The 20,298-nt window shown below is 59.7% G+C and carries 17 protein-coding genes; 4 read left to right on the forward strand and 13 right to left on the reverse strand.

What is annotated here, in order from left to right:
- The first annotated feature begins 62 nt into the window (after window positions 1–62).
- Window positions 63–926: an archaetidylserine decarboxylase gene (gene asd, locus ALO80_RS32110; protein ID WP_055010386.1), complete on the forward strand. Its 864-nt coding sequence runs from the start codon at window positions 63–65 to the stop codon at window positions 924–926.
- A 253-nt stretch (window positions 927–1,179) separates the two neighbouring features.
- On the forward strand, window positions 1,180–2,964 hold the full coding sequence (locus ALO80_RS20430) for a hypothetical protein (protein ID WP_055010313.1): 1,785 nt from the start codon (window positions 1,180–1,182) through the stop codon (window positions 2,962–2,964).
- A gap of 37 nt (window positions 2,965–3,001) precedes the next feature.
- On the opposite strand, the gene serB is transcribed toward ALO80_RS20430, so the two are convergent.
- Complete coding sequence (gene serB / locus ALO80_RS20435; RefSeq protein ID WP_055010314.1) at window positions 3,002–4,216, reverse strand: phosphoserine phosphatase SerB; 1,215 nt, start codon at window positions 4,214–4,216, stop codon at window positions 3,002–3,004.
- A gap of 130 nt (window positions 4,217–4,346) precedes the next feature.
- On the opposite strand from serB, the gene ALO80_RS20440 reads away from it, so the two are divergent.
- Window positions 4,347–5,888: a HAMP domain-containing protein gene (locus ALO80_RS20440; protein WP_054986137.1), complete on the forward strand. Its 1,542-nt coding sequence runs from the start codon at window positions 4,347–4,349 to the stop codon at window positions 5,886–5,888.
- Between the two features lie 279 nt (window positions 5,889–6,167).
- Here ALO80_RS20440 and ALO80_RS20445 read toward each other — a convergent pair whose 3' ends face one another.
- From ALO80_RS20445 to ALO80_RS20490, 10 genes are all read right to left on the reverse strand, one after another.
- Complete coding sequence (locus ALO80_RS20445; RefSeq protein ID WP_055010315.1) at window positions 6,168–6,863, reverse strand: PqiC family protein; 696 nt, start codon at window positions 6,861–6,863, stop codon at window positions 6,168–6,170.
- Window positions 6,864–7,046: 183 nt separating this feature from the next.
- Window positions 7,047–9,302 carry a DNA topoisomerase IV subunit A gene (gene parC / locus ALO80_RS20450; RefSeq protein ID WP_055010316.1) on the reverse strand — a complete coding sequence of 752 codons (2,256 nt, stop codon included), beginning with the start codon at window positions 9,300–9,302 and terminating at the stop codon, window positions 7,047–7,049.
- Window positions 9,303–9,312: 10 nt separating this feature from the next.
- Entirely contained in the window at window positions 9,313–9,792 is a 480-nt protein-coding gene (locus tag ALO80_RS20455) for a retropepsin-like aspartic protease family protein (RefSeq protein WP_162491442.1), read from the reverse strand.
- Window positions 9,793–9,830: 38 nt separating this feature from the next.
- A complete protein-coding gene (locus ALO80_RS20460; protein WP_055010318.1) occupies window positions 9,831–10,808 on the reverse strand; it encodes an esterase-like activity of phytase family protein in 978 nt (325 codons plus the stop codon).
- Entirely contained in the window at window positions 10,805–12,709 is a 1,905-nt protein-coding gene (gene parE, locus ALO80_RS20465; protein WP_054986132.1) for a DNA topoisomerase IV subunit B, read from the reverse strand. The genes ALO80_RS20460 and parE overlap by 4 nt, the downstream gene beginning before the upstream one ends.
- Before the next feature lie 77 nt (window positions 12,710–12,786).
- Window positions 12,787–13,404, reverse strand: a complete 618-nt coding sequence (locus tag ALO80_RS20470; RefSeq protein ID WP_054986131.1) for a YqiA/YcfP family alpha/beta fold hydrolase — start codon at window positions 13,402–13,404, stop codon at window positions 12,787–12,789.
- A gap of 88 nt (window positions 13,405–13,492) precedes the next feature.
- The gene (gene cpdA, locus ALO80_RS20475) at window positions 13,493–14,299 is read right to left on the reverse strand and encodes a 3',5'-cyclic-AMP phosphodiesterase (RefSeq protein ID WP_083493350.1); all 807 of its coding nucleotides are present in this window, start codon (window positions 14,297–14,299) and stop codon (window positions 13,493–13,495) included.
- A gap of 87 nt (window positions 14,300–14,386) precedes the next feature.
- On the reverse strand, window positions 14,387–14,731 hold the full coding sequence (locus ALO80_RS20480; protein ID WP_054986129.1) for a hypothetical protein: 345 nt from the start codon (window positions 14,729–14,731) through the stop codon (window positions 14,387–14,389).
- A gap of 201 nt (window positions 14,732–14,932) precedes the next feature.
- Window positions 14,933–15,385 (reverse strand): DUF1249 domain-containing protein, encoded by a 453-nt coding sequence (locus tag ALO80_RS20485; RefSeq protein ID WP_054986128.1) that lies wholly within the window; start codon window positions 15,383–15,385, stop codon window positions 14,933–14,935.
- The gene (locus tag ALO80_RS20490; protein WP_054986127.1) at window positions 15,376–15,993 is read right to left on the reverse strand and encodes an NUDIX domain-containing protein; all 618 of its coding nucleotides are present in this window, start codon (window positions 15,991–15,993) and stop codon (window positions 15,376–15,378) included. Before ALO80_RS20490 ends, ALO80_RS20485 begins: the two co-directional genes overlap by 10 nt.
- Before the next feature lie 207 nt (window positions 15,994–16,200).
- Here ALO80_RS20490 and ALO80_RS20495 point away from each other — a divergent pair, with 207 nt between their 5' ends.
- On the forward strand, window positions 16,201–16,947 hold the full coding sequence (locus ALO80_RS20495) for an RsiV family protein (RefSeq protein ID WP_004654549.1): 747 nt from the start codon (window positions 16,201–16,203) through the stop codon (window positions 16,945–16,947).
- Here the strand turns inward: ALO80_RS20495 and cytX are convergent.
- Together cytX and thiC are read right to left on the reverse strand one after the other, a co-directional pair.
- Window positions 16,916–18,208: a putative hydroxymethylpyrimidine transporter CytX gene (gene cytX / locus ALO80_RS20500; RefSeq protein ID WP_055010320.1), complete on the reverse strand. Its 1,293-nt coding sequence runs from the start codon at window positions 18,206–18,208 to the stop codon at window positions 16,916–16,918. The genes ALO80_RS20495 and cytX overlap by 32 nt on opposite strands.
- Before the next feature lie 177 nt (window positions 18,209–18,385).
- Complete coding sequence (gene thiC, locus ALO80_RS20505) at window positions 18,386–20,275, reverse strand: phosphomethylpyrimidine synthase ThiC (protein ID WP_054986125.1); 1,890 nt, start codon at window positions 20,273–20,275, stop codon at window positions 18,386–18,388.
- Between the last annotated feature and the right edge of the window lie 23 nt (window positions 20,276–20,298).

Consider the following 20,298-nt stretch of genomic DNA (forward strand, 5'->3'; position numbering starts at 1 on the left):
GTCCTGCCGAGCCAGGCCGGACCTCTCAGAAACATTCAGGACACTCATCTTCAGGACCTTCAATGAAAGACCGTCTGTTCATCCTCAGTCAGTACCTGCTGCCGCACCACCTGCTGTCCCGACTGGCAGGCTGCGTTGCCGAATGCCGCGTACGCTGGTTCAAAAATGCCTTTACCGCATGGTTCGCTCGTCGTTATCAGGTGGACATGTCGCAGGCACTGGTCGAAGACCTGACGTCCTACGAGCATTTCAACGCGTTTTTCACCCGTGCGCTGAAAGCCGACGCCCGTCCGCTGGACACGACACCGGGTGCAATTCTTTCGCCAGCCGACGGCGCCATCAGCCAGTTGGGCTCGATTGACCACGGCCGGATCTTCCAGGCCAAGGGTCACAGCTTCAGCGTGCTTGAACTGCTGGGCGGCGATCCCAAGCTGTCGGCACCCTTCATGGGTGGCGAGTTCGCCACGGTCTACCTGTCGCCGAAGGACTATCACCGTGTGCATATGCCGCTGGCCGGCACGCTGCGCGAAATGGTCTACGTGCCGGGACGCATCTTTTCGGTCAATCAGACCACCGCTGAAAACGTGCCCGAGCTGTTCGCCCGCAACGAGCGAGTGGTCTGCCTGTTCGACACCGAGCGCGGGCCTATGGCCGTGGTACTGGTCGGCGCAATGATCGTGGCATCGGTTGAAACGGTATGGGCAGGGCTGGTCACGCCGCCCAAGCGTGAACTGAAAACTTTCAGCTACGATGAGGCGGCACGCGCACCGATTCATCTGGAAAAAGGTGCCGAGATGGGCCGCTTCAAACTGGGTTCTACCGCCATTGTGCTGTTTGGGCCAAATCAGGTGAAGTGGGCCGAGCAACTGACTGCTGGCTCCAAGGTCCAGATGGGTCAGGCACTGGCAGTTCCGACGCAGGCATGATCATGTTCTGAACTCACGCAGCATGAGCGCTCGATAAATCGGTGGCGCTCTTGCAGCGTGTACCGAACGGTACTGGCCTCAGGCCATATTTACTGCGTCGTGATGCCGATACTGGTAAAGTCGCCTGATCGGTGCTGTAGGATACTTCGCACTTTCATGGGCGCATGCTCGATACATCGCCAGTGCGCGGTGGCGTCAGCCCCCATTTAAAGCTACCGTCCGGGCCTGTGAGCTGTTGGAGTTTGCCTGTCACATGAGTAATTTTAGCCTCCCTCTGCTGTTGCGTGCCCCCACGCCAGCACAGTCGAGCCTGACATTCTGTGAAGCCAACCCTCGCGATCTCAAACGCTGGATTTCCAGGCTGCCCAAGGCAAACCTCGGAGAAATGGCGCGCCAGCTCTATCAGGGGCTGACCGAGCTGAACCAACTGATCACCCCGAGCGAAAACCGCCTGCAACTGCTTGAATTGCTACGGCCCGAGGTGTACTTCGTCTGCAAGCACCTCGAACGTCATTTTCTCAATCAGGCCATTGTGCTGGACGAGCGGCCACGCAAGGTCGCCAATCTCTGCCAGGCCCTGCAAAACCATCTGGCAACCGGTTACAAACAAATCATTCAGCAGGTAGCGGCACGCTACACCAAAGATCAGGCCGGGCTCTTCAGTACCGCACTGCAACGAGCACTGCACGGGCTCAACGGACCACTGATCCGTGCCAACCAGCTCTACTGTCCGGTTCAGGAAGGCCTGTGGCTTGAGCTGCACCAGATCTACCAGATTGCCCGTCAGTACCAACTGCACAACACACCGGTCGATGAGCCGCTGGCTCATCACACCAAGGCGTTGAGCGTGGAACAAACGTATGTGATCGCGCTGCTGATGGGCTGTTCGCGCTGCAATCAGATGCGCCAGTTGAACATCGGCAAACTGGCCGATGCGCTTGAGGCCTGGAGCCCGCTGGTCAGGCTGCAATCGCCTGCCGGTGAGCACAGCCTGTTTGCTCTGGACCCGACTGCCGACAAACCGCCGCTGTATAGCACCCTGTTCAGCGACGAACAGTCATCACGGCTGCTGGGCATCAACACCCACTCGCTGGCGGAGGCGATCAATCAGTATCTGGCTCTGCCGGATGACCAGCGCAGCCCTTCCAGGCTGCTGATCCCGACCGGTATAAATACCGACCTGCTGCAACATCTGGCCGCCGCCTGGGGCGATGTGGCCGAGCGGACCTTTCAACGCACCGCAGGTCAGGGCACGCTGAAGCTGTGCATCGGCATGAGCGCGCTGCATTTTTATGTAGCCGGGCAGAAGTCGTTCAGCGAACTCCTGCAATTGAACAGCGCGAGCAGTGCGGCGAGCTTTTCGCTGAAGATCGCCAACGATGACGAGGACGACCCTTGGGCGTCGGCCTTCGACACGCAGCGCGGCAAGTCTTCATCCGTCCTGCTGCCTTACGAAGAAATCGAGTACCCGAAGAACGATGGCGATAACGACTCGCTTTCCAACGGTCAGCATACGTTTCCGACCTTTGACCTGAATATTGTCAACCACAGTCCGGGCGGCTACTGCCTGGCGTGGCAGAAGGAAGTGCCTCAGCAGTTACAGGCTGGCGAACTGGTGGGGATTCAGGACGACTCGGGCCAGGGCTGGAGCATTGCGATTGTGCGCTGGGTCCGGCAAGTGCGTAGCGGCGGCACACAGATGGGCATCGAACTGATCGCCCCTTTTGCCCAGCCATGCGGCATGCAACTGATCCGCGAACAACAGAATAGCCAGTACCTGCGTACCCTGATGCTCCCGGAAGTACGCGCCATGGAGAAGCCGCCGACCGTGCTCGCACCGCGCCTGCCCTTTCAGGAAGGCAACAAGGTAATGATCAACGTCGGGGGCGAAGAGCGCCGCGCCTCGCTGAGCAACCGGCGCATCAGCAGCGCCAGTTACAATCAGTTCGAGTACCAGATATACGACGCCCCGAAAGCGGCCGAAAGCGAAAAAGCGAAGCCGGGACAGGAATTCGACTCGCTCTGGGGCACGCTGTAGCCGTCGACACCCCAGGCGAGATTACGACGGCAGAGCCTCAGCGCTTTGCTTCGCGATCGCGAAAGCCCAGCAGGTACAGAACGCCATCCAGCCCCAGTGTCGAGATTGCCTGTCTGGCCGACTGTTTGACCAACGGCTTGGCGCGGAAGGCGACACCCAGGCCCGCAATTGCCAGCATTGGCAGGTCATTGGCACCGTCGCCGACCGCAATGGTCTGCTCCAGACTCAAGCCTTCCTTGTGCGCCAGCTCACGCAGTAGATCCGCCTTGCGCTGCGCATTGACGATGGGCTCGACGGCCACACCGGTGACTTTGCCATCGACCACTTCCAGCTCGTTGGCGAACACGTAATCAATGCCCAGCTTTGCCTGCAACTGCTTGGCGAAGTAAGTGAAGCCACCCGAAAGAATCGCCGTTTTGTAACCCAGGCGCTTGAGTTCGGAGAAGAGTGTTTCCGCGCCTTCGGTCAACCGCAGTGAGGCACCGATTTCATCCAGTACGCTGACGTCCAGGCCCTTGAGCAGTGCAAGGCGCTCCTTGAAACTTTCGCTGAAATCCAGCTCGCCGCGCATTGCACGCTCGGTGATCTCGGAAACCTGCTCGCCAACGCCCGCAGCCTTGGCCAGCTCATCGATCACTTCGGCCTCGATGAGCGTCGAGTCCATGTCGAACACGGCCAGACGCCTATTGCGCCTGAACAGCGAATCCTGCTGGAACGCGATATCAACGTTCAACTCCTGCGCGACAGCAAGGAATTCGGCCTGCATGGCTTTCGGATCGGCAGGCTCGCCGCGCACACTGAACTCGATGCAGCCCTTGCCTTTATCGGCAGGAGTGTCGAGCGGCATGCGCCCGGACAGACGATCGATCTGGTCGATGTTCAGGCCGTACCTGGCGGTAATGGCGCTGACGCACTGCAACTGCTCAGCCGTGACCTTGCGTGTCAGCAGCGTGACGATATGACGGGCCTTGCCCTGGCCTTCGACCCAGTGCTGATAATCGGTTTCGGACACTGCCGTGAAACGGACCTGCTGATCCAGCTTGTAGGCGGTAAACAGGATTTCCTTGAGCACGGAAGAACCCTGCACGGTATCCGGAATCTCGACCAGTATGCCGAACGACAGGGTGTCGTGGATCACCGCCTGACCAATATCGAGAATGTTCACGCCACCCTGGGCGAGGACGCCGGTGATGGCCGCAGTGAGACCGGGACGGTCGACACCAGTGATGTTAATCAGGACGATTTCGCGCAAGGCGCACCCCCGCAGTGGAAAAAAACCGCATTCTAACCACATTCAGTGACCACCGGGCACAGGCAGCGCTTTGCCGCCACTGGGTCGCTCGTTATACTGCGCGACAACTTCACCGAAAGAGCCGTGCTCTGTGAACCGGCCCACGCCCGTTAAAACCGATAATTTCTTCCTGCTCATCTTTCGTGCCCTGCGTCATCGCCGTGTACCGATCGCTTTGCGCATTGCCAGCCATAACGTGATCCTGGTCGCTTTGGCTTTGGTGATCTATGCCGGTGTCATGGGCCTGCAATTCAAGCAGGCCATGCATGAACAGGCTGATGCGCTGGGGCAGGCCCTGACGACCCAGACCGCCACCTCGGCCACCGAACTGTTGGTGTCAAACGACATCCTCAGTCTCAACGTGCTGCTGGGCAATCTGGTCAAGAATCCGCTGGTAGCGCATGCGGCTATCTACAGCGTGGATAACCGCATCCTCGCGGAAGCCGGCCAGCGCCCGAAAAACGGGCTTCTGGGTGAAGCGCAGGGCCTGTATGAAATCAAGATCACGTTCCAGGACGTGATGGCGGGTCATCTGCGCATCAGCCTCGACATGTCTCAATTCCAGCAGCCGATGACCATCAGCCTGCAGAGCATGGGCATTCTGGCAGGTATTCTGCTGGCGCTTGCTCTGGCCTTGAGCCTGCGCCTCGGTCGCCATATATCCACGCCCCTGATGCAGATGCGCATCTGGCTGCGGGACATCGACCCCTACACACCCGCCACCGACCGTCAGGATGAAATCGGCGATCTGGCCCGGCAACTGCGCACCTCGTTCGCGCCGCCGGTTCCGGAGCCGGAACCGCTGCCCGAACCCGAGTATGACGGCGATGAGGACGACGGTGACGATCCTTATCTGGAACCGGACGAAAAGCCTGCACCACCGGTCCAGGCACGCAGCAGCGAACCGAAACCGCGCCTGCCGGCACCGCCAGTCCAGCGCCGCATTGTTGCCGAAGAGGATGAAGACGACGACGAAGATCCGTTTGCGGATCTGCGTGACAGCTCGAACAGCACTCCGGCCACCCGCCCGGTTGCTGCGCCGGTAGCGCCGGTCGAGCCGCACAACAGCGCAGTGCTGGCTGTGCAGTTGGGCGCGCAGGACCAACTGCGCCGTCTGCCGCGTGCACGACTGACCGAATTGCTGCAACGCTATCGCGATTGCCTTGATCAGGCGGCTTCGCTGTACGAAAGCGAGCTGCATACCCTGAACGACGGCAGCACCCTGATGCTGTTTCACAGCCACGAAAGCGGTGATGATTACCTGACCAACGCAATCTGCTGCGGTGAGCTGCTGCGCGCGTTGAGCCATGCCCTGCAGATCGAGGTCGCCGACAGCGGCATCACCTTGCAACTGCAACTGGGCCTGACGCTGGGTGAAGGTCTGAGTGGTCTGAGCCAGATCGATCTGCTGCTGACTGAAACGGCGCAGGATGCCTTGGCGTTGTCTCAACACAGCCGCAACCTGTTGCTGGTCGAACGCCGGATCAACGACGACCCTTTGATCCGCCAGCGCGCTCGCATCCGCCCTATCGCCAGCCCTGAGGGAGCCTGCTGTGTAGAACGCCTGATGGAACCCTACCCGTCGATGCTTGAACGCCAGCTGGCGCGCATGCACGAATCCAACAAGGCCTGATTCTCTCCTCCGTTCACTCTTGAAGTGAGACCCTCGTGCCCATGCCCTGCGTGGGCATGCCGTTCTCGACGCTCTGCGCCCGATCCTGATCAACCTCGCCCGGCGCAAGCAGTCCGCAAGATCATCATCGTGCCCATGCTCCAGCGTGGGCATGCCGTTCTGGACGCTCTGCGTCCTAACCTGACTGTGCAGCGCGTCAGGAACGCCGAGGTGTGAGAACCACAGATGACCGCCCAACAAAAAGCCCGCCATCGCTGCGGGCTCTTTGCATTTGCACCTTTAGAAGCGAAACACTTCAAGATCGGTACGTATGGGCGACGCCATCGGGATTCTTGGTTTGTCAGGCTCTTTGGCCTTGGCGACCGGGGGCTTTTTCGGCTCTTCGATCGGCTGCCAGGAAATCGGCTTGATCGCAGTGCTGACCTGATCGGCCAGACGCTGCAGCAGCATGCCCTGCGCCTTTACCTGATCGGCAGAGCTGCCGGAATGGATCTGTTCAAGATGGACCAGTCGGCTGTCACGAACATGGCCCTTGCGGTCCAGAAGACGCCACTGCGCATCCAGAACGGCAGGCTGTCTGGCACCGGAGTCCAGGCGGGTGATCGACAGTACGACCTGAACGTCCGGTGTGAAATTGGCAACCGCAGGTGCCATTACGACGCGCTGACTGTCCAGCTTCCAGGCCAGCTGACGCAAAAGCAACTGGTCGATATCCGAAGACAGATTGCCCGCCCAGCGCCCGTCCGGCGAAGCGGTCAAGGTGCCATCGGGCTGGCGTTGCAGCAGGGTTTCGCGTTGCAGATAGTCGGCCACCGAAACAGGACCCAGCAATACTGCCAGACCACTACTCTGTTTCGGCTGACCAGGCTCACCGCTATCGAGCTGATAAAGCGCAGTCGGCTGGCGCACACTGCAACCAGCCAGACCCAGAACGCCAGTCATCAGCAAGATCAGGGGAAGGCGTAGAAAATTCATCATCCCATCCAGGTGGCCGCCCCGGGGCAGGCCACAGTATAAGTACTTTCAAGACCCATGCAGGCACTGAGCCACGCATGCACCCCAAGACCCCATATCATCCGTGAATATGCATCATGACTCCAGCGATTATGCATCGTACTTCATGGCAAAACGAAGAACGCTGGTGCCAGATCAATGTTTTCAGCTATTTTCCACCAATAATGCGTCGACGCGCTGGAAGCCCCTCGGGAGTTTATTACCACGTCGGCCACGCTCCCCCTTGTAATGTTCGAGGTCTTCAGGTTTGAGCGACAGCGTTCGTTTGCCCGCCTGAAGTACCAGCGTAGCGCCTTGGGCGATTACGGCCAGATCGGTTACGTACTCTTCACGACTGGCTACCCGTTCGCCCGGGATCCCGATGATCTTGTTACCCTTGCCTTTGCCCAACTGCGGCAAATCGCTGATTTTGAACACCAGCAGGCGGCCTTCGGTGGTCACCGCAGCCAGCCAGTTCTGCTCACGATCGGGCACGGGTCGAGGCAGGATGACTTTTGCCCCGCTCGGCAAACTCAGCAGCGCCTTGCCCGCCTTGTTCTTGGCCTGCAGGTCTTCACCTTTGACGACAAATCCATAACCGGCATCCGAAGCGATCACGTACAACGCGTCGTCTTCGGGCAGTAATACGCACTCGAATGTCGCGCCGGGTGGCGGTTGCAGCTTGCCGGTCAATGGTTCGCCCTGGCCCCGTGCAGACGGCAGGGTATGCGCGGCCACCGAGTAGCTGCGCCCGGTCGAGTCGATAAACACGGCGTACTGATTGGAACGACCGATGGACGAGGTCTTGAAACCATCCCCCGCCTTGTAGGAAAGCCCGGTGGCATCGATGTCGTGGCCCTTGGCGCAACGCACCCAGCCTTTTTCCGAAAGGACCACAGTCACCGGCTCGGTGGGCATCAATTCGTTTTCAGACAGCGCTTTGGCTTCGGCGCGGGCAACGATAGGTGAACGACGGTCGTCGCCATAGGTTTCAGCATCGGCGATCAGTTCGGCACGGACCAGCTTGCGCAGTTTGGACTCGCTGCCGAGCAGTGCCAGAAGCCTGGCCTGCTCTTTGCGCAAGGCATCCTGCTCGCTGCGCAGCTTCATCTCTTCCAGGCGCGCCAACTGACGCAGACGGGTGTCGAGAATGTAATCCGCCTGGATCTCCGACAGATCGAAGCGCGCGATCAGCTCCGCCTTGGGGTGTTCGGCGGTACGAATGATGTGGATCACTTCGTCCAGGTTCAGGTAAGCCGTGAGCAAACCGTCCAACAGGTGCAGACGGTGCTCGACCTTGTCGAGGCGGAATTGCAAACGACGGCGCACTGTCCCGATGCGGAACGTCAGCCATTCGCCGAGCAGCGTCTTTAGGTTCTTGAGCTGCGGCTTGCCATCCAGACCGATGATGTTGATGTTGACCCGGTAGCTGGATTCAAGCTCGGTGGTCGCAAACAAGTGCTGCATAAGCTCGTCCAGCTCAACCCGGTTGGAACGCGGGATGATGACGATACGGCAAGGGTTTTCGTGGTCGGATTCGTCACGCAGATCGGCAACCATCGGCAGCTTCTTGGCCTGCATCTGCGCGGCAATCTGCTCCAGCACCTTGGCCCCGGAGACCTGATGCGGCAGCGCCGTGACGACGATATCACCGTCCTCGATGCGGTACACCGCCCGCATCCGCACCGAACCACGTCCGGTCTCATAGATTTTCAGCAGGTCGGCACGCGGCGTGATGATTTCCGCTTCGGTCGGGTAGTCCGGACCAAGAATATGCTCGCACAACTCCGGGACCGTGGCCTTGGGGTCATCCAGCAAATGGACGCAGGCACTGGCCACTTCGCGCAGATTGTGCGGCGGGACGTCGGTGGCCATGCCGACTGCAATGCCGGTGGTGCCATTGAGCAGAATGTTCGGCAAACGCGCAGGCAGCACCGCAGGCTCATCCAGCGTGCCGTCAAAGTTCGGCACCCAGTCGGCCGTACCCTGTCCCAACTCGCTGAGCAGAACCTCGGAATAGCGCGACAGGCGCGCTTCGGTGTAGCGCATGGCAGCAAAGGACTTGGGATCGTCCGGCGCACCCCAGTTACCCTGCCCGTCCACCAGCGTGTAGCGGTAACTGAACGGCTGGGCCATCAGCACCATCGCTTCGTAGCAGGCCGAATCGCCGTGCGGATGGAACTTGCCGAGCACGTCACCGACGGTACGCGCCGACTTCTTGTGCTTGGCGTCGGCCCCCAGGCCCAGCTCGCTCATCGCATAGATGATGCGTCGCTGAACAGGCTTCAGGCCGTCACCGATGTGCGGCAAGGCACGGTCCATGATCACGTACATGGAGTAATTGAGGTAGGCCTGTTCGGTGAAGTCAGCCAATGATCGGCGTTCTACACCATCCAGGCTGAGGTCAAGGGAGTCGCTCATGCGGGCCTCATCATTTCGTTGACTGGCGCAGCAGCAAATTGCCGCCACGCTGTGTGAATTCGAGTTGTTTCATTGCGCTCATACCGAGCAGCACCTGCTCACCGTCCAGACCGGGTGCCACCAGAGCACGCACATTGGTCAGGACGATATCGCCCAGTTGCAAGCGGTCAAGCGTGGTCCGAAAACCCTGGCTGTTGCCGTTGGCCGTACTGACCGTGACCGGAAAGCCGCGCTTGAGCCCCAGGCGGTCAGCCATATCACCGGGCACCGCCACATCGGTCGCCCCGGTGTCGATCATCAACTCCACTGTGCGGCCGTTGATCTGGCCGGTCGTGACGAAGTGCCCCTGACGATTGCCTGCCAGCTGCACCTCTATATAGCCGTCACCGTGTTGCGAGGTGACCACGGCGTTGGGGTTCTGCTGCCGGTCTTCCCAGTCGCCGAAAAAGCGCGTCGCGAGAAACAGACCGGCCGCCCAGGCCACGATCATCAGCACCTTGCCAGCGCGTTTGCCGGGCTGCACGTCACTCACTGCCCGGCACTCCAGCCCGCCTCAGGTGCAGCGAAGCGCCAGACAATCGGGCGCTTCTCACCGTCGGCACGCACACCGAAGTTATTATCGATGCCGATCCACGCACCCTTCTCGTCGACCACCAGTGCCTCGGTCAGGCCGTAGGGTTGATCGTAACGACGCGACGGCACCATCGCCTCTTTGGCGAAAGACCAGCAACGCTCGACCTGTCCGGTTTCGAGATCACGCCGACAGATGCGGTACACCGCACGTTCCAGCGTGAACAGCTTGCCGTTGTACAACGACACATCGGAAAAATCCGTCGACACCTTTTTGCTGCCCTGCTCCGGCGGCAACGCGTCCAGACCCGATTCGGACAGCAGCACGCAGTTTTGCCCGCAGGTCCACTGCTCCTTGTCGCGTTGCACCACCAGCAAGCCGCGCTTCTCGCGCTCGGCCGCCAGCCAGAGACGGTCGCCCGCAGGACTGACGGCAATCCCTTCGAAAATCGCATTGAAACGCTGCAACATGCCCTGAGCCTGCGCCTGTTCCACCAGCTCCTTCGGCAAATCCAGCCAGAACGGTTTACCGCTGACCGGCACCTTGAGTACCGTGCCATAGGCTTCGCTGACCAGATAGCGATTGCCGGCTGCGTCACAGCTCACACCCTCGAAATCCAGGCTACCGCCGCGTATCAGCGCGGAAAGCCCGGCCATGAAACGCAACTTCAACGGCAGATAGCTGTGTGGCGCAGGTGAATCGATGTGGTATGGCAGGGCCTTCCAGGTGTTTTGCGACACATCGAGGCTGTACAGCACATTGTCGTCACGGTCGGAAACTGTCCACAGCTGGCCGTTGCACATGGCAAGACCTGACAGATTGCCGCCGGCCATATCGTCTACCGGATGCTCGGATTGCAGTTTCAGGGCCTCAAGCGGCGCGGCGAAAACCGGCGCGGCAATCAGCATCAGGGCGGCGAGCCAGGCTCGTGTCAAGTCAGAACCTCGGCAAGATTACCCTTCGATTCAAGCCAGGACTTGCGGTCACCTGCACGCTTCTTCGCCAGCAGCATGTCCATCATTTCCGAAGTGGCCGCGAAATCATCCAGCGTGAGCTGGACCAGACGCCGCGTGTTCGGGTCCATGGTGGTTTCGCGCAACTGCGGCGGGTTCATTTCGCCCAGACCCTTGAATCGGGTGACTTGCGGTTTGCCACGTTTCTTTTCAGCCACCAGCCGGTCAAGAATTCCATCGCGCTCGCTTTCGTCCAGCGCGTAGTAGATTTCCTTGCCCAGGTCGATCCGGTACAGCGGCGGCATGGCCACATAGACATGCCCGGCGTCGACCAACGGACGGAAATGCTGGACGAACAATGCGCACAGCAACGTAGCGATGTGCAGACCATCCGAGTCCGCGTCCGCGAGGATGCAGATCTTGCCGTAACGCAACTGGCCGATATCGGCTGCGCCCGGATCGACGCCGATGGCAACGGCGATATTGTGCACTTCCTGGCTGGCAAGCACTTCACCGCCGTCCACTTCCCAGGTATTCAGAATCTTGCCGCGCAACGGCAGGATGGCCTGAAACTCCTTGTCCCGCGCCTGCTTGGCAGAACCACCGGCGGAGTCGCCCTCGACCAGAAACAGCTCCGAGCGCGCCGGGTCCTGCCCGGCACAGTCGGCCAGCTTGCCCGGCAACGCGGGCCCCTGAGTGATGCGCTTGCGTTCGACTTTCTTGCTGGCCTTGAGACGACGACCGGCGTTGTTGATCGCCAGATCGGCCAGTTGCAGGCCCAGTTCAGAGTGGGTGTTGAGCCACAGGCTGAAAGCGTCCTTGACCACACCGGAGACAAACGCTGCCGCTTCGCGGGACGACAGGCGCTCTTTGGTCTGACCGGAGAACTGCGGTTCCTGCATTTTCATCGACAGGACGAAGGCAATTCGCTCCCAGACGTCTTCCGGTGCAAGCTTGACGCCACGCGGCAACAGATTGCGGAACTCGCAGAACTCGCGCATCGCATCCAGCAAGCCTTGGCGCAAGCCGTTCACATGGGTGCCGCCCTGCGCCGTCGGAATCAGGTTGACGTAGCTTTCCTGAACGCTGTCACCTCCCTCGGGCAACCACAGCAGCGCCCAATCGACCGCTTCCTTGTTACCGGCAAAGCTGCCGCAGAACGGCTCGTCCGGCAGTCGCAGAAAATCGGTAACCGAATCCTGCAGATAGGAGCGCAGGCCGTCCTCGTAATGCCACTCGACTTTTTCGCCTGAGGACTTGTCCTCAAAGCTGACCAACAGTCCCGGACACAGAACCGCTTTGGCCTTGAGCACATGTTTGAGACGGCTGACAGAAAACTTGGGGCTATCGAAATACTTCGGGTCGGGCGCGAAATACACGCTGGTACCGGTATTGCGCTTGCCAACGGTGCCAATGACCGCCAGCTCGGTGGCCTTGTAGCCGTCCGCGAAAGTCATTTCGTATTCGTTGCCATCGCGTTTTACCCGCACCCGAACCTGGGTGGAAAGCGCGTTGACGACGGAAATCCCTACGCCGTGCAGGCCGCCGGAGAACTGATAGTTCTTGTTGGAGAACTTGCCCCCCGCGTGCAGCTTGGTGAGGATCAGCTCGACGCCGGACACGCCTTCTTCCGGGTGGATGTCCACCGGCATGCCGCGGCCATCGTCGGATACTTCAAGCGAATTATCGGCATGAAGGATGACCTGTACCGAGCGTGCATGCCCGGCCAGGGCTTCATCGACGCTGTTGTCGATGACTTCCTGAGCCAGGTGGTTGGGCCGCGAAGTGTCGGTGTACATGCCCGGACGTTTGCGAACCGGATCGAGGCCCGAGAGGACTTCGATGGCGTCTGCGTTATAAGAGCTAGCGCTGGGATTGGCCATGGGTTCTCGTTATCAATCTTTCATGGAATTTCGGGGGTTTCAATGTTCTTGCTTTCATATGACCGGGCATCGATCACCTACAGCGCCGACAGGTCGATCTTCTGCAACAGATCGGGGGCAAATCCGGCAAACCCCAGCAACGCCGGCAAATGCCCGGCAAAGCCCTGAAAACTGTGGTCGCCGCCCGCCTGAATACGCAAGGCACAGGCCCGGTAAAACTGCTCGGCGCGACGGTAATCAAGGGTCTCGTCACCGGTCTGCAACCACACCTGAAACTGCTGAGGGTCCTGGGGCGCGGGAACCTCAAGCTCGGCCAGCGCCTGAATATGGTCTTCGGTCAGTTGCCATTGCTCGCCGGTGTACAGGTTCTGCTGCACGCCGAGAAAACCGTCGAACAGCTGATGCGGATTGACTGCCGGATTGATCAGCACTGCCTTGAGGCCATGCCGCTGCGCCAAATGAGTCGCATAGTAGCCGCCGAGGGAGCTGCCGACCAGTAAAGGCCGCCCCAGCGCCTTTATAGCGGCTTCAAGCTGGACCATGGCCTGGCGCGGATGGTGATGCAGTTCAGGTACTTGCAGACGATCGGCCAGACCCAGCGAATTCATCAGCGCAATCAACTGACAGGCTTTTCTCGACAGCGCCGAGCTATTCAAGCCGTGGATGTATAGCAATGAAGGTGTGTCGCTCGTCACGCTGTCGCTCCCGGGTGCAAGGCAAAGCCGTGTAGTTTACAGGGACTTTCGCTACAACACCTCACTGGAAACGTGTCCGCCTGCTGATTCAATAGCCAGTGCCGCCGTAATCGACCTCGAATTCCATGCCGACCACTCTGGAAACAGCGGTTTCCAGCCGTCCATCGTCATGCAATCGCAGCCAGCGGTAGCCCGGTGCCGATGTGTCTACCTTGAAATCAACACTGCCCGGCGCGAACTGAATACAGGTAGACGGCGAAGCCAGCAGGCGCACGCCGTTACGCGTCTGGTCGAACGCCTGATGCACATGCCCCCAGAGCACGGCCTTTACCTGTGGAAATCGATCGAGCACGGCAAATAGCGCATCGGCATTGCGCAGACCGATCGGTGCCATCCATTCACAGCCGACGGCCACCGGGTGGTGATGCAGGCAAACCAGATGATGCCGGTCCGGCGCTTCGCCAAGCGACTGCTCCAGCAACTGCAATTGCCCGGCAGCCAGAAAACCCGGTACAGAGCCCGGCACTGCCGAATCCAGCAACGTCACCCGCCACTGGCCAATGTCGACCACAGGGTCGAGCAGCCCATTGTGCTGCGCAACCTGCTCCATCTGCGGCAGTTCGTCGTGATTACCGGCGAACCAGCGCGCAGGCGCATCAATCCGCGCGCTTATCCGACGAAACGCTTCGTAAGACTCGACACTGCCGTCCTGCGAGATATCGCCACTGGCGACCACAAGATCGATGTGCGGCTGCTCGGCCAACACCCGATCAACGACTTTTTCCAGACTGTCCCGCGTGCTCATGCCCAACAACGCCCCGTCCGCCTCGGCGAACAGGTGGCTGTCGGATATCTGCACCAGCAAAACTGACGATGAAGGGGCTGCGCTCGGCAAGACCGTCTCCCAGAGAGGATTCAGCGCGATTATGTGATCTGGCAGCGAGCGGGTAAACCGGGAATGCAGGTGTGGGTGATGACTGGTTCACATTTGCTGATGCGCCCGGACCCTGAGCACCACGAAAACGACAAGGCCTGCCGATGCCATGCCTGCCAGTCCAGCCCAAAGAACATATTCCAGGATTAGCCCATAGGGCATGTCCGGCCAGACATACCCCGCCAGGACGATCGTTGCAATCACACTCAGAACCATTCCCGAGAGGCCGGCAACATGAATGGAGCACGGCAGGAGCCTCAGCGACAGGACACCGATGATTCCACCCGCAGTCACTGCATATGCAGAGTGCTCCACACGCAGCCTGTTGCCGAGCGACACGGATAAACCAGCGTAGAGAAAAAGACTGAAAAGCCCTCCGGCGATACACGCCATGGAAGTCGAACGACATTCAGAGTTCACGCGGGTTACCTGCAAATGAATACAGGCCGACTATAAGTCATGACGTGGCACATTCAGAGCAGCTGAAATATTTTCAGAAACCGCCTACACGACCGACGCATGATGACTGTCGGCCAAAGCCATTTCCTGCGCTCATGCATATAAAGAAGAAGCGATACGACCACTGAGGCGCGCTTAACGCACCGCCTCGAACTCATGCCCACACGCCAGGCAATGGCTCAGCCATTCGCCCAGAAACAGATTGAGCTGAGCCTTTTCGTCTGGCTGGTGCATATCGGCATTGGGGTATGGATAGATGCCGCGAAAGCGCCGCGCATGTTCGGCGCCGATGACTTCGGCCATGCGCGCATCGTGATAGACCTGCACTTCGAGTACGGGCACCGGCAACCAAGGCAGGCTGTGTTCCTGGCGGACTTGCAAGGTGGTGGTGTAAGGGCAGTCGAGCAAGACTTCAACGGCCAGTACACCCAGCATCTGGTCACCTTGGGTCACGGCGACGCGGCGTGAGCGCTGGTCGTTGCGCATGTCGGGCAGCAGGCGCATAAGGCGCGCGTAGTTGGCCTCACACGCAGCCTGCAGTCCGGCAAGATCGACACGATAGCGCTCGCGCAATAGATTCACGACCATAAACCCCTTATCTCTGCACGATTCAACGCCAGCCATTGCAAGGCGATGATCGTCGATGCGTTCTTGATTGTTCCGTCTTTCATCGCCTGCAGGGCGTCATCGAACGACCAGACCGTTACCCGGATGTCTTCGCCTTCAGACTCGAGACCGTGCAAGCCGCCCGCCCCATCACTGCTGCAACGCCCCAGAAACAGGTGAACGAACTCATCGCTGCCACCGGGCGAAGGGAAATATTTAGTGATTGGCCATAATGCCTCGAACGTCAGTCCAGCTTCCTCTTCTGCCTCGCGATGAGCAACTTCTTCCGGCTGTTCGTCCTTGTCAATGAGGCCTGCGACCAGTTCGATCAACCAGGGGTTGCTGGTTTTTTTCATGGCACCTACGCGAAACTGCTCGATGAGCACGACTTCGTCACGTTTTGCATCATAAGGCAGCACGCAGACGGCATCGTGACGAACGAAAAGCTCGCGGCTGATTTCCTTGCTCATGCCGCCCGCGAACAGCTCGTGGCGCACGTGCAGCTTGTCCAGTTTGTAGAAGCCCTTGAAGCAGTTTTCACGCTTTATGGTTTCAAAAGCGCTTGGTGCAGATCGTGTGGTCTGGGTCATGGGTTTCTCACTTGCTGCCGTTTTTGACATCGGGCCATCCTAACGCGCATCGGCAGTCAGATGCAGCCCCCTTGAACATGCAGGGTAGACGGCCGGGACTTAAAACAATTCTAATCTGCCATGATCGAACCGAAGACGTTGTTTACAGTCAAACCAGCCTGCATACGTACAACGCAACCGCCTTTACTGACACTGCCAAGGATCAACATGTCGTTACTGAGGATCACTTCACTGGCTTGCCTGGCCCTGTTGCTCGGCGCCTGCCAAAGCCTCTTCACGCCCAACATGCGCACACCGCTGCAAGTCCAGCGCGATGCTTCCGAGCTGATCAAGCCGGGCTGCACCACGGCCGACTGCCCGCTGGTGAATATCGATACCGTGCATTTTCCCGATGAGCCGCGACTGGACGCCATCGTTCAGAAGACCTTGCTGCAACTGACCGTTGCCGACAGCAGCGCTTCGCCTCCTGCGTCGATCAAAGCCTACCAGGAGCAGTTTCTCAGTCAGGCTCAGGGTCGCAACAGCAGCTATCTGCAGGCCAAGGTACGCGAGCAGCATGACGGTATCGTAGTGGTCGAACTGTCCAGCTATCTGGATACCGGCGGAGCACACGGCAACCCCGGCCGGGCGTTCATCAACTATTCGCGCCAGCAGCAGAAAGTCCTGACCCTTGCCGACATGATCATTCCGGGCAAGGAGAGCGAGTTCTGGCAGAAGGCCCAACTGGCCCACCAGGGCTGGCTGGTCTCGACCAAGATGAATGAAGACAGCGAGTTCATGAAGACCTGGCCGTTCAAGCGCACGCCACACATCGCACTGACCTACGGCGCAGTGATCCTCAAGTATTCGGTGGACACCATTGCACCGTATTCGATGGGCCACATCGAGCTGAAGATCCCCTACCCTCAGCTCAATGGCATCCTCAAGCCGGAGCTGTTCCCCGGCCGCGGCTGATTGCTGCACCGCCGATTAACAGCTGCAATACGCCAGCGACGATGAGCGCTGGCAGTGTTGCACCGATGTCCGGATAAAAACCCGCCAACAGATGATAGGTGCTGAGCCCGCCCAGCCACGCCAGCAGACTCATCCAGCGCAATCCGCTCTCTACGACCTGGCCACTGCGGCGACGCAGAAGGAAATGGTCGACCAGCACCACGCCGAACAGCGGCGCAAACACCGAGCCGATCAGCAACAGGAAGTTCTGGTATTGCGCCAACGGTGCCAGACAGGCGATCAGGGTGCAAATCACGCCGATGATCAGCGCCAGGTGCTCGACCTTGATACGTGACAGTAACACGCTGGATACAGCGGCCGAGTGAATATCGGCGAACGCGTTTTCCGTCTCGTCCAGCAGGATCAGCAGCAGCGGGATACCCAGGCCCGCGCCGGCCAATGCCAGCAGCAAGGCGTTGACTTCGCCGCTCGGGGCGAACGCCAGCGTGTAGGCGACGCCGAGGCTCATCAGCCAGAAGTTACCGATGAAAAAGCCTGCCGCAGTGCCGCCGAACACCCGTTTTGCGCGTTGGCCGAAACGCGAGTAATCGGCAATCAACGGCAGCCAGGACAGGGGCATGGCGATGGCAATGTCGAACCCTGAGGCGAACGGCAGCGAACCGTCACCGGATGTTGCCCACAGCGCTGGCAGATCAGCCTTGGCCAGCAGGTTCCAGGTCAGCCATGAACAAGCGGCCAGCAGTATCCAGATGCCCCATTTGCGCAAGAACCGGCGCACGAAGGTCAAGGGCCCGCTGACCGCCAGCAGCGTGGCCAGCGCACCGAAAAACAGGGTCCACAGCAGCGGATGTGCCCACAGACTGCCCTCTGCAAACGCCTTGGCCCCCAGCAGGCTGGCAGCATCACGCATGACGATAATCTCGAACGAGCCCCAACCGATCAGTTGCAGCAAGTTCAATACGGCAGGCAGCGACGCGCCCTTGCTGCCCAGACTGAGCTTGAGCGCGGCCATGGATGATAAGCCGGTGTCGCTGCCGATCACGCCGACACTGGCGAGCAGCAAAACACCCACCAACGTGCCCAGAAAAATTGCCAGCATCGAGCCGGACATCCCCAGACCCGGCGCCAACAAGGCCCCGGTCTGCAATACCATCAGGCCGATACCAAGGGAAAACCACAGGGAAAACAGGTCCCGCCCACCGAATACCCGCTGACTGGCGGGGACAGGAGTGTCGGGAGAATAGGTGCCGGGTGTGTTCACAGGGATGTCTCGTGTAAAAAAATTAGAAACCGAGTGCAATCGCACTGCCCCATCTGAACCGGACGCGAAGCGAGCCTCTGCCCGCAGCGCGCAGGAGCGAACCGTCGCCCGGTTCGCTGCCACGGCCTTCGGCCAGGATCAAAAGCAGAACGGCGTATAACGACGGGCTACTGCTCTCTACACCTTCTTGTACAACTGGCTGCCTTCCTGCTTGAAGCGCTCGGCCTGTTCGGCCAGGCCTTTGGCGACGTCAACGTCTACCGCCTCGATCCGTTGATTGGCCGCGTACTCACGTACTTCCTGGGTAATTTTCATCGAGCAGAATTTCGGCCCGCACATGGAACAGAAATGCGCGACCTTGGCCGAATCCTTGGGCAGGGTTTCGTCGTGATACGAACGGGCGGTATCCGGGTCCAGGCCAAGGTTGAACTGGTCTTCCCAGCGAAACTCGAAACGCGCTTTGCTCAGGGCGTTGTCGCGGATCTGCGCGCCCGGATGGCCCTTGGCAAGGTCCGCCGCGTGGGCGGCAATCTTGTAGGTGATGATCCCGGTCTTCACGTCATCCTTGTTCGGCAGCCCCAGGTGTTCTTTAGGCGTGACGTAACACAGCATGGCGCAGCCGAACCAGCCGATCATGGCCGCGCCGATGCCCGAGGTGATGTGGTCGTAACCCGGCGCGATGTCAGTGGTCAGCGGACCCAGGGTGTAGAACGGCGCTTCGTCGCAGCATTCCAGCTGCTTGTCCATGTTCTCCTTGATCAACTGCATCGGCACATGGCCGGGGCCTTCGATCATGGTCTGCACATCATGCTTCCAGGCGATTTTGGTCAGTTCGCCAAGCGTTTCCAGCTCACCGAACTGCGCCGCATCGTTGGCGTCGGCAATCGAGCCCGGACGCAAGCCATCGCCCAGCGAGAAGCTGACGTCGTAGGCCTTCATGATTTCGCAGATGTCTTCGAAATGGGTGTAAAGGAAGTTTTCCTTGTGGTGCGCCAAGCACCATTTGGCCATGATCGAACCGCCACGGCTGACGATGCCGGTGACACGCTTGGCGGTCAGTGGCACGTAACGCAGCAACACACCGGCGTGGATGGTGAAGTAATCGACGCCCTGCTCGGCCTGCTCGATCAGCGTGTCACGGAACAGCTCCCAGGTCAGGTCTTCGGCTGCACCACCGACCTTTTCCAGCGCCTGATAGATCGGCACCGTACCGATCGGCACCGGCGAATTGCGAATGATCCACTCACGGGTTTCGTGAATGTGCTTGCCGGTGGACAAGTCCATGACCGTGTCCGAACCCCAGCGGATACCCCAGGTCAGCTTGGCAACTTCCTCTTCGATGGAAGAACCCAGTGCGCTGTTGCCGATGTTGCCGTTGATTTTCACCAGGAAGTTGCGGCCAATGATCATCGGCTCAAGTTCGACATGGTTGATGTTGGCCGGGATGATGGCTCGGCCACGGGCGATTTCCTCGCGCACGAACTCGGCGGTGATTTCCTTCGGGATGCTCGCACCGAAGCTGTGCCCGGTATGTTGCTGGGTCAGCAGGCCGGCGGCACGCGCTTCCTGAAGCTTCATGTTTTCGCGGATGGCGACGTACTCCATCTCGGCGGTGATGATGCCCTGACGCGCATAGTGCATCTGGCTGACATTGGCCCCGGCCCTGGCGCGGCGCGGGTTGCGCACATGAGCAAAACGCAGCGCAGTCAGTTCGGCATCGCTCAGGCGTTGCTGGCCGAAACTGGAACTCAGGCCGGGCAGGCGCTCGGTGTCGTTGCGCGAGTCGATCCATGGCGAGCGGACATCGGCCAGGCCTTTACGCACGTCGATGATCACATTGGGGTCGGTGTACGGGCCGGACGTGTCATAGACCGTGACCGGCGCATTGATTTCGCCGCCAAAGTCAGTCGGGGTGACATCCAGAGTGATTTCGCGCATTGGCACGCGGATGTCCGGGCGCGAGCCCTGAACGTAGATTTTCTGCGAACGGGTAAACGGCTGTACCGATCCGGAATCGACCTGTGCCGACTCGCTCAAATGGGCTGCGTTTTTTGCTTTTATACTCATCACGGCTCTCCAGACATCCAGTT

This window comes from Pseudomonas caricapapayae, from assembly GCF_001400735.1.
Taxonomy (GTDB): Bacteria; Pseudomonadota; Gammaproteobacteria; order Pseudomonadales; family Pseudomonadaceae; genus Aquipseudomonas; species Aquipseudomonas caricapapayae.

Coding starts and splice junctions, on each gene's coding strand:
- ALO80_RS20490 (WP_054986127.1), bottom strand. CDS start 15,993: ATGACCCAGACCACACGATCTGCACCAAGCGCTTTTGAAACCATAAAG.
- ALO80_RS20455 (WP_162491442.1), bottom strand. CDS start 9,792: ATGATCGTGGCCTGGGCGGCCGGTCTGTTTCTCGCGACGCGCTTTTTC.
- parC (WP_055010316.1), bottom strand. CDS start 9,302: ATGAGCGACTCCCTTGACCTCAGCCTGGATGGTGTAGAACGCCGATCA.
- parE (WP_054986132.1), bottom strand. CDS start 12,709: ATGGCCAATCCCAGCGCTAGCTCTTATAACGCAGACGCCATCGAAGTC.
- ALO80_RS20480 (WP_054986129.1), bottom strand. CDS start 14,731: ATGGCGTGTATCGCCGGAGGGCTTTTCAGTCTTTTTCTCTACGCTGGT.
- ALO80_RS20485 (WP_054986128.1), bottom strand. CDS start 15,385: ATGGTCGTGAATCTATTGCGCGAGCGCTATCGTGTCGATCTTGCCGGA.
- ALO80_RS20495 (WP_004654549.1), top strand. CDS start 16,201: ATGTCGTTACTGAGGATCACTTCACTGGCTTGCCTGGCCCTGTTGCTC.
- ALO80_RS20445 (WP_055010315.1), bottom strand. CDS start 6,863: ATGAATTTTCTACGCCTTCCCCTGATCTTGCTGATGACTGGCGTTCTG.
- ALO80_RS20430 (WP_055010313.1), top strand. CDS start 1,180: ATGAGTAATTTTAGCCTCCCTCTGCTGTTGCGTGCCCCCACGCCAGCA.
- asd (WP_055010386.1), top strand. CDS start 63: ATGAAAGACCGTCTGTTCATCCTCAGTCAGTACCTGCTGCCGCACCAC.
- thiC (WP_054986125.1), bottom strand. CDS start 20,275: ATGAGTATAAAAGCAAAAAACGCAGCCCATTTGAGCGAGTCGGCACAG.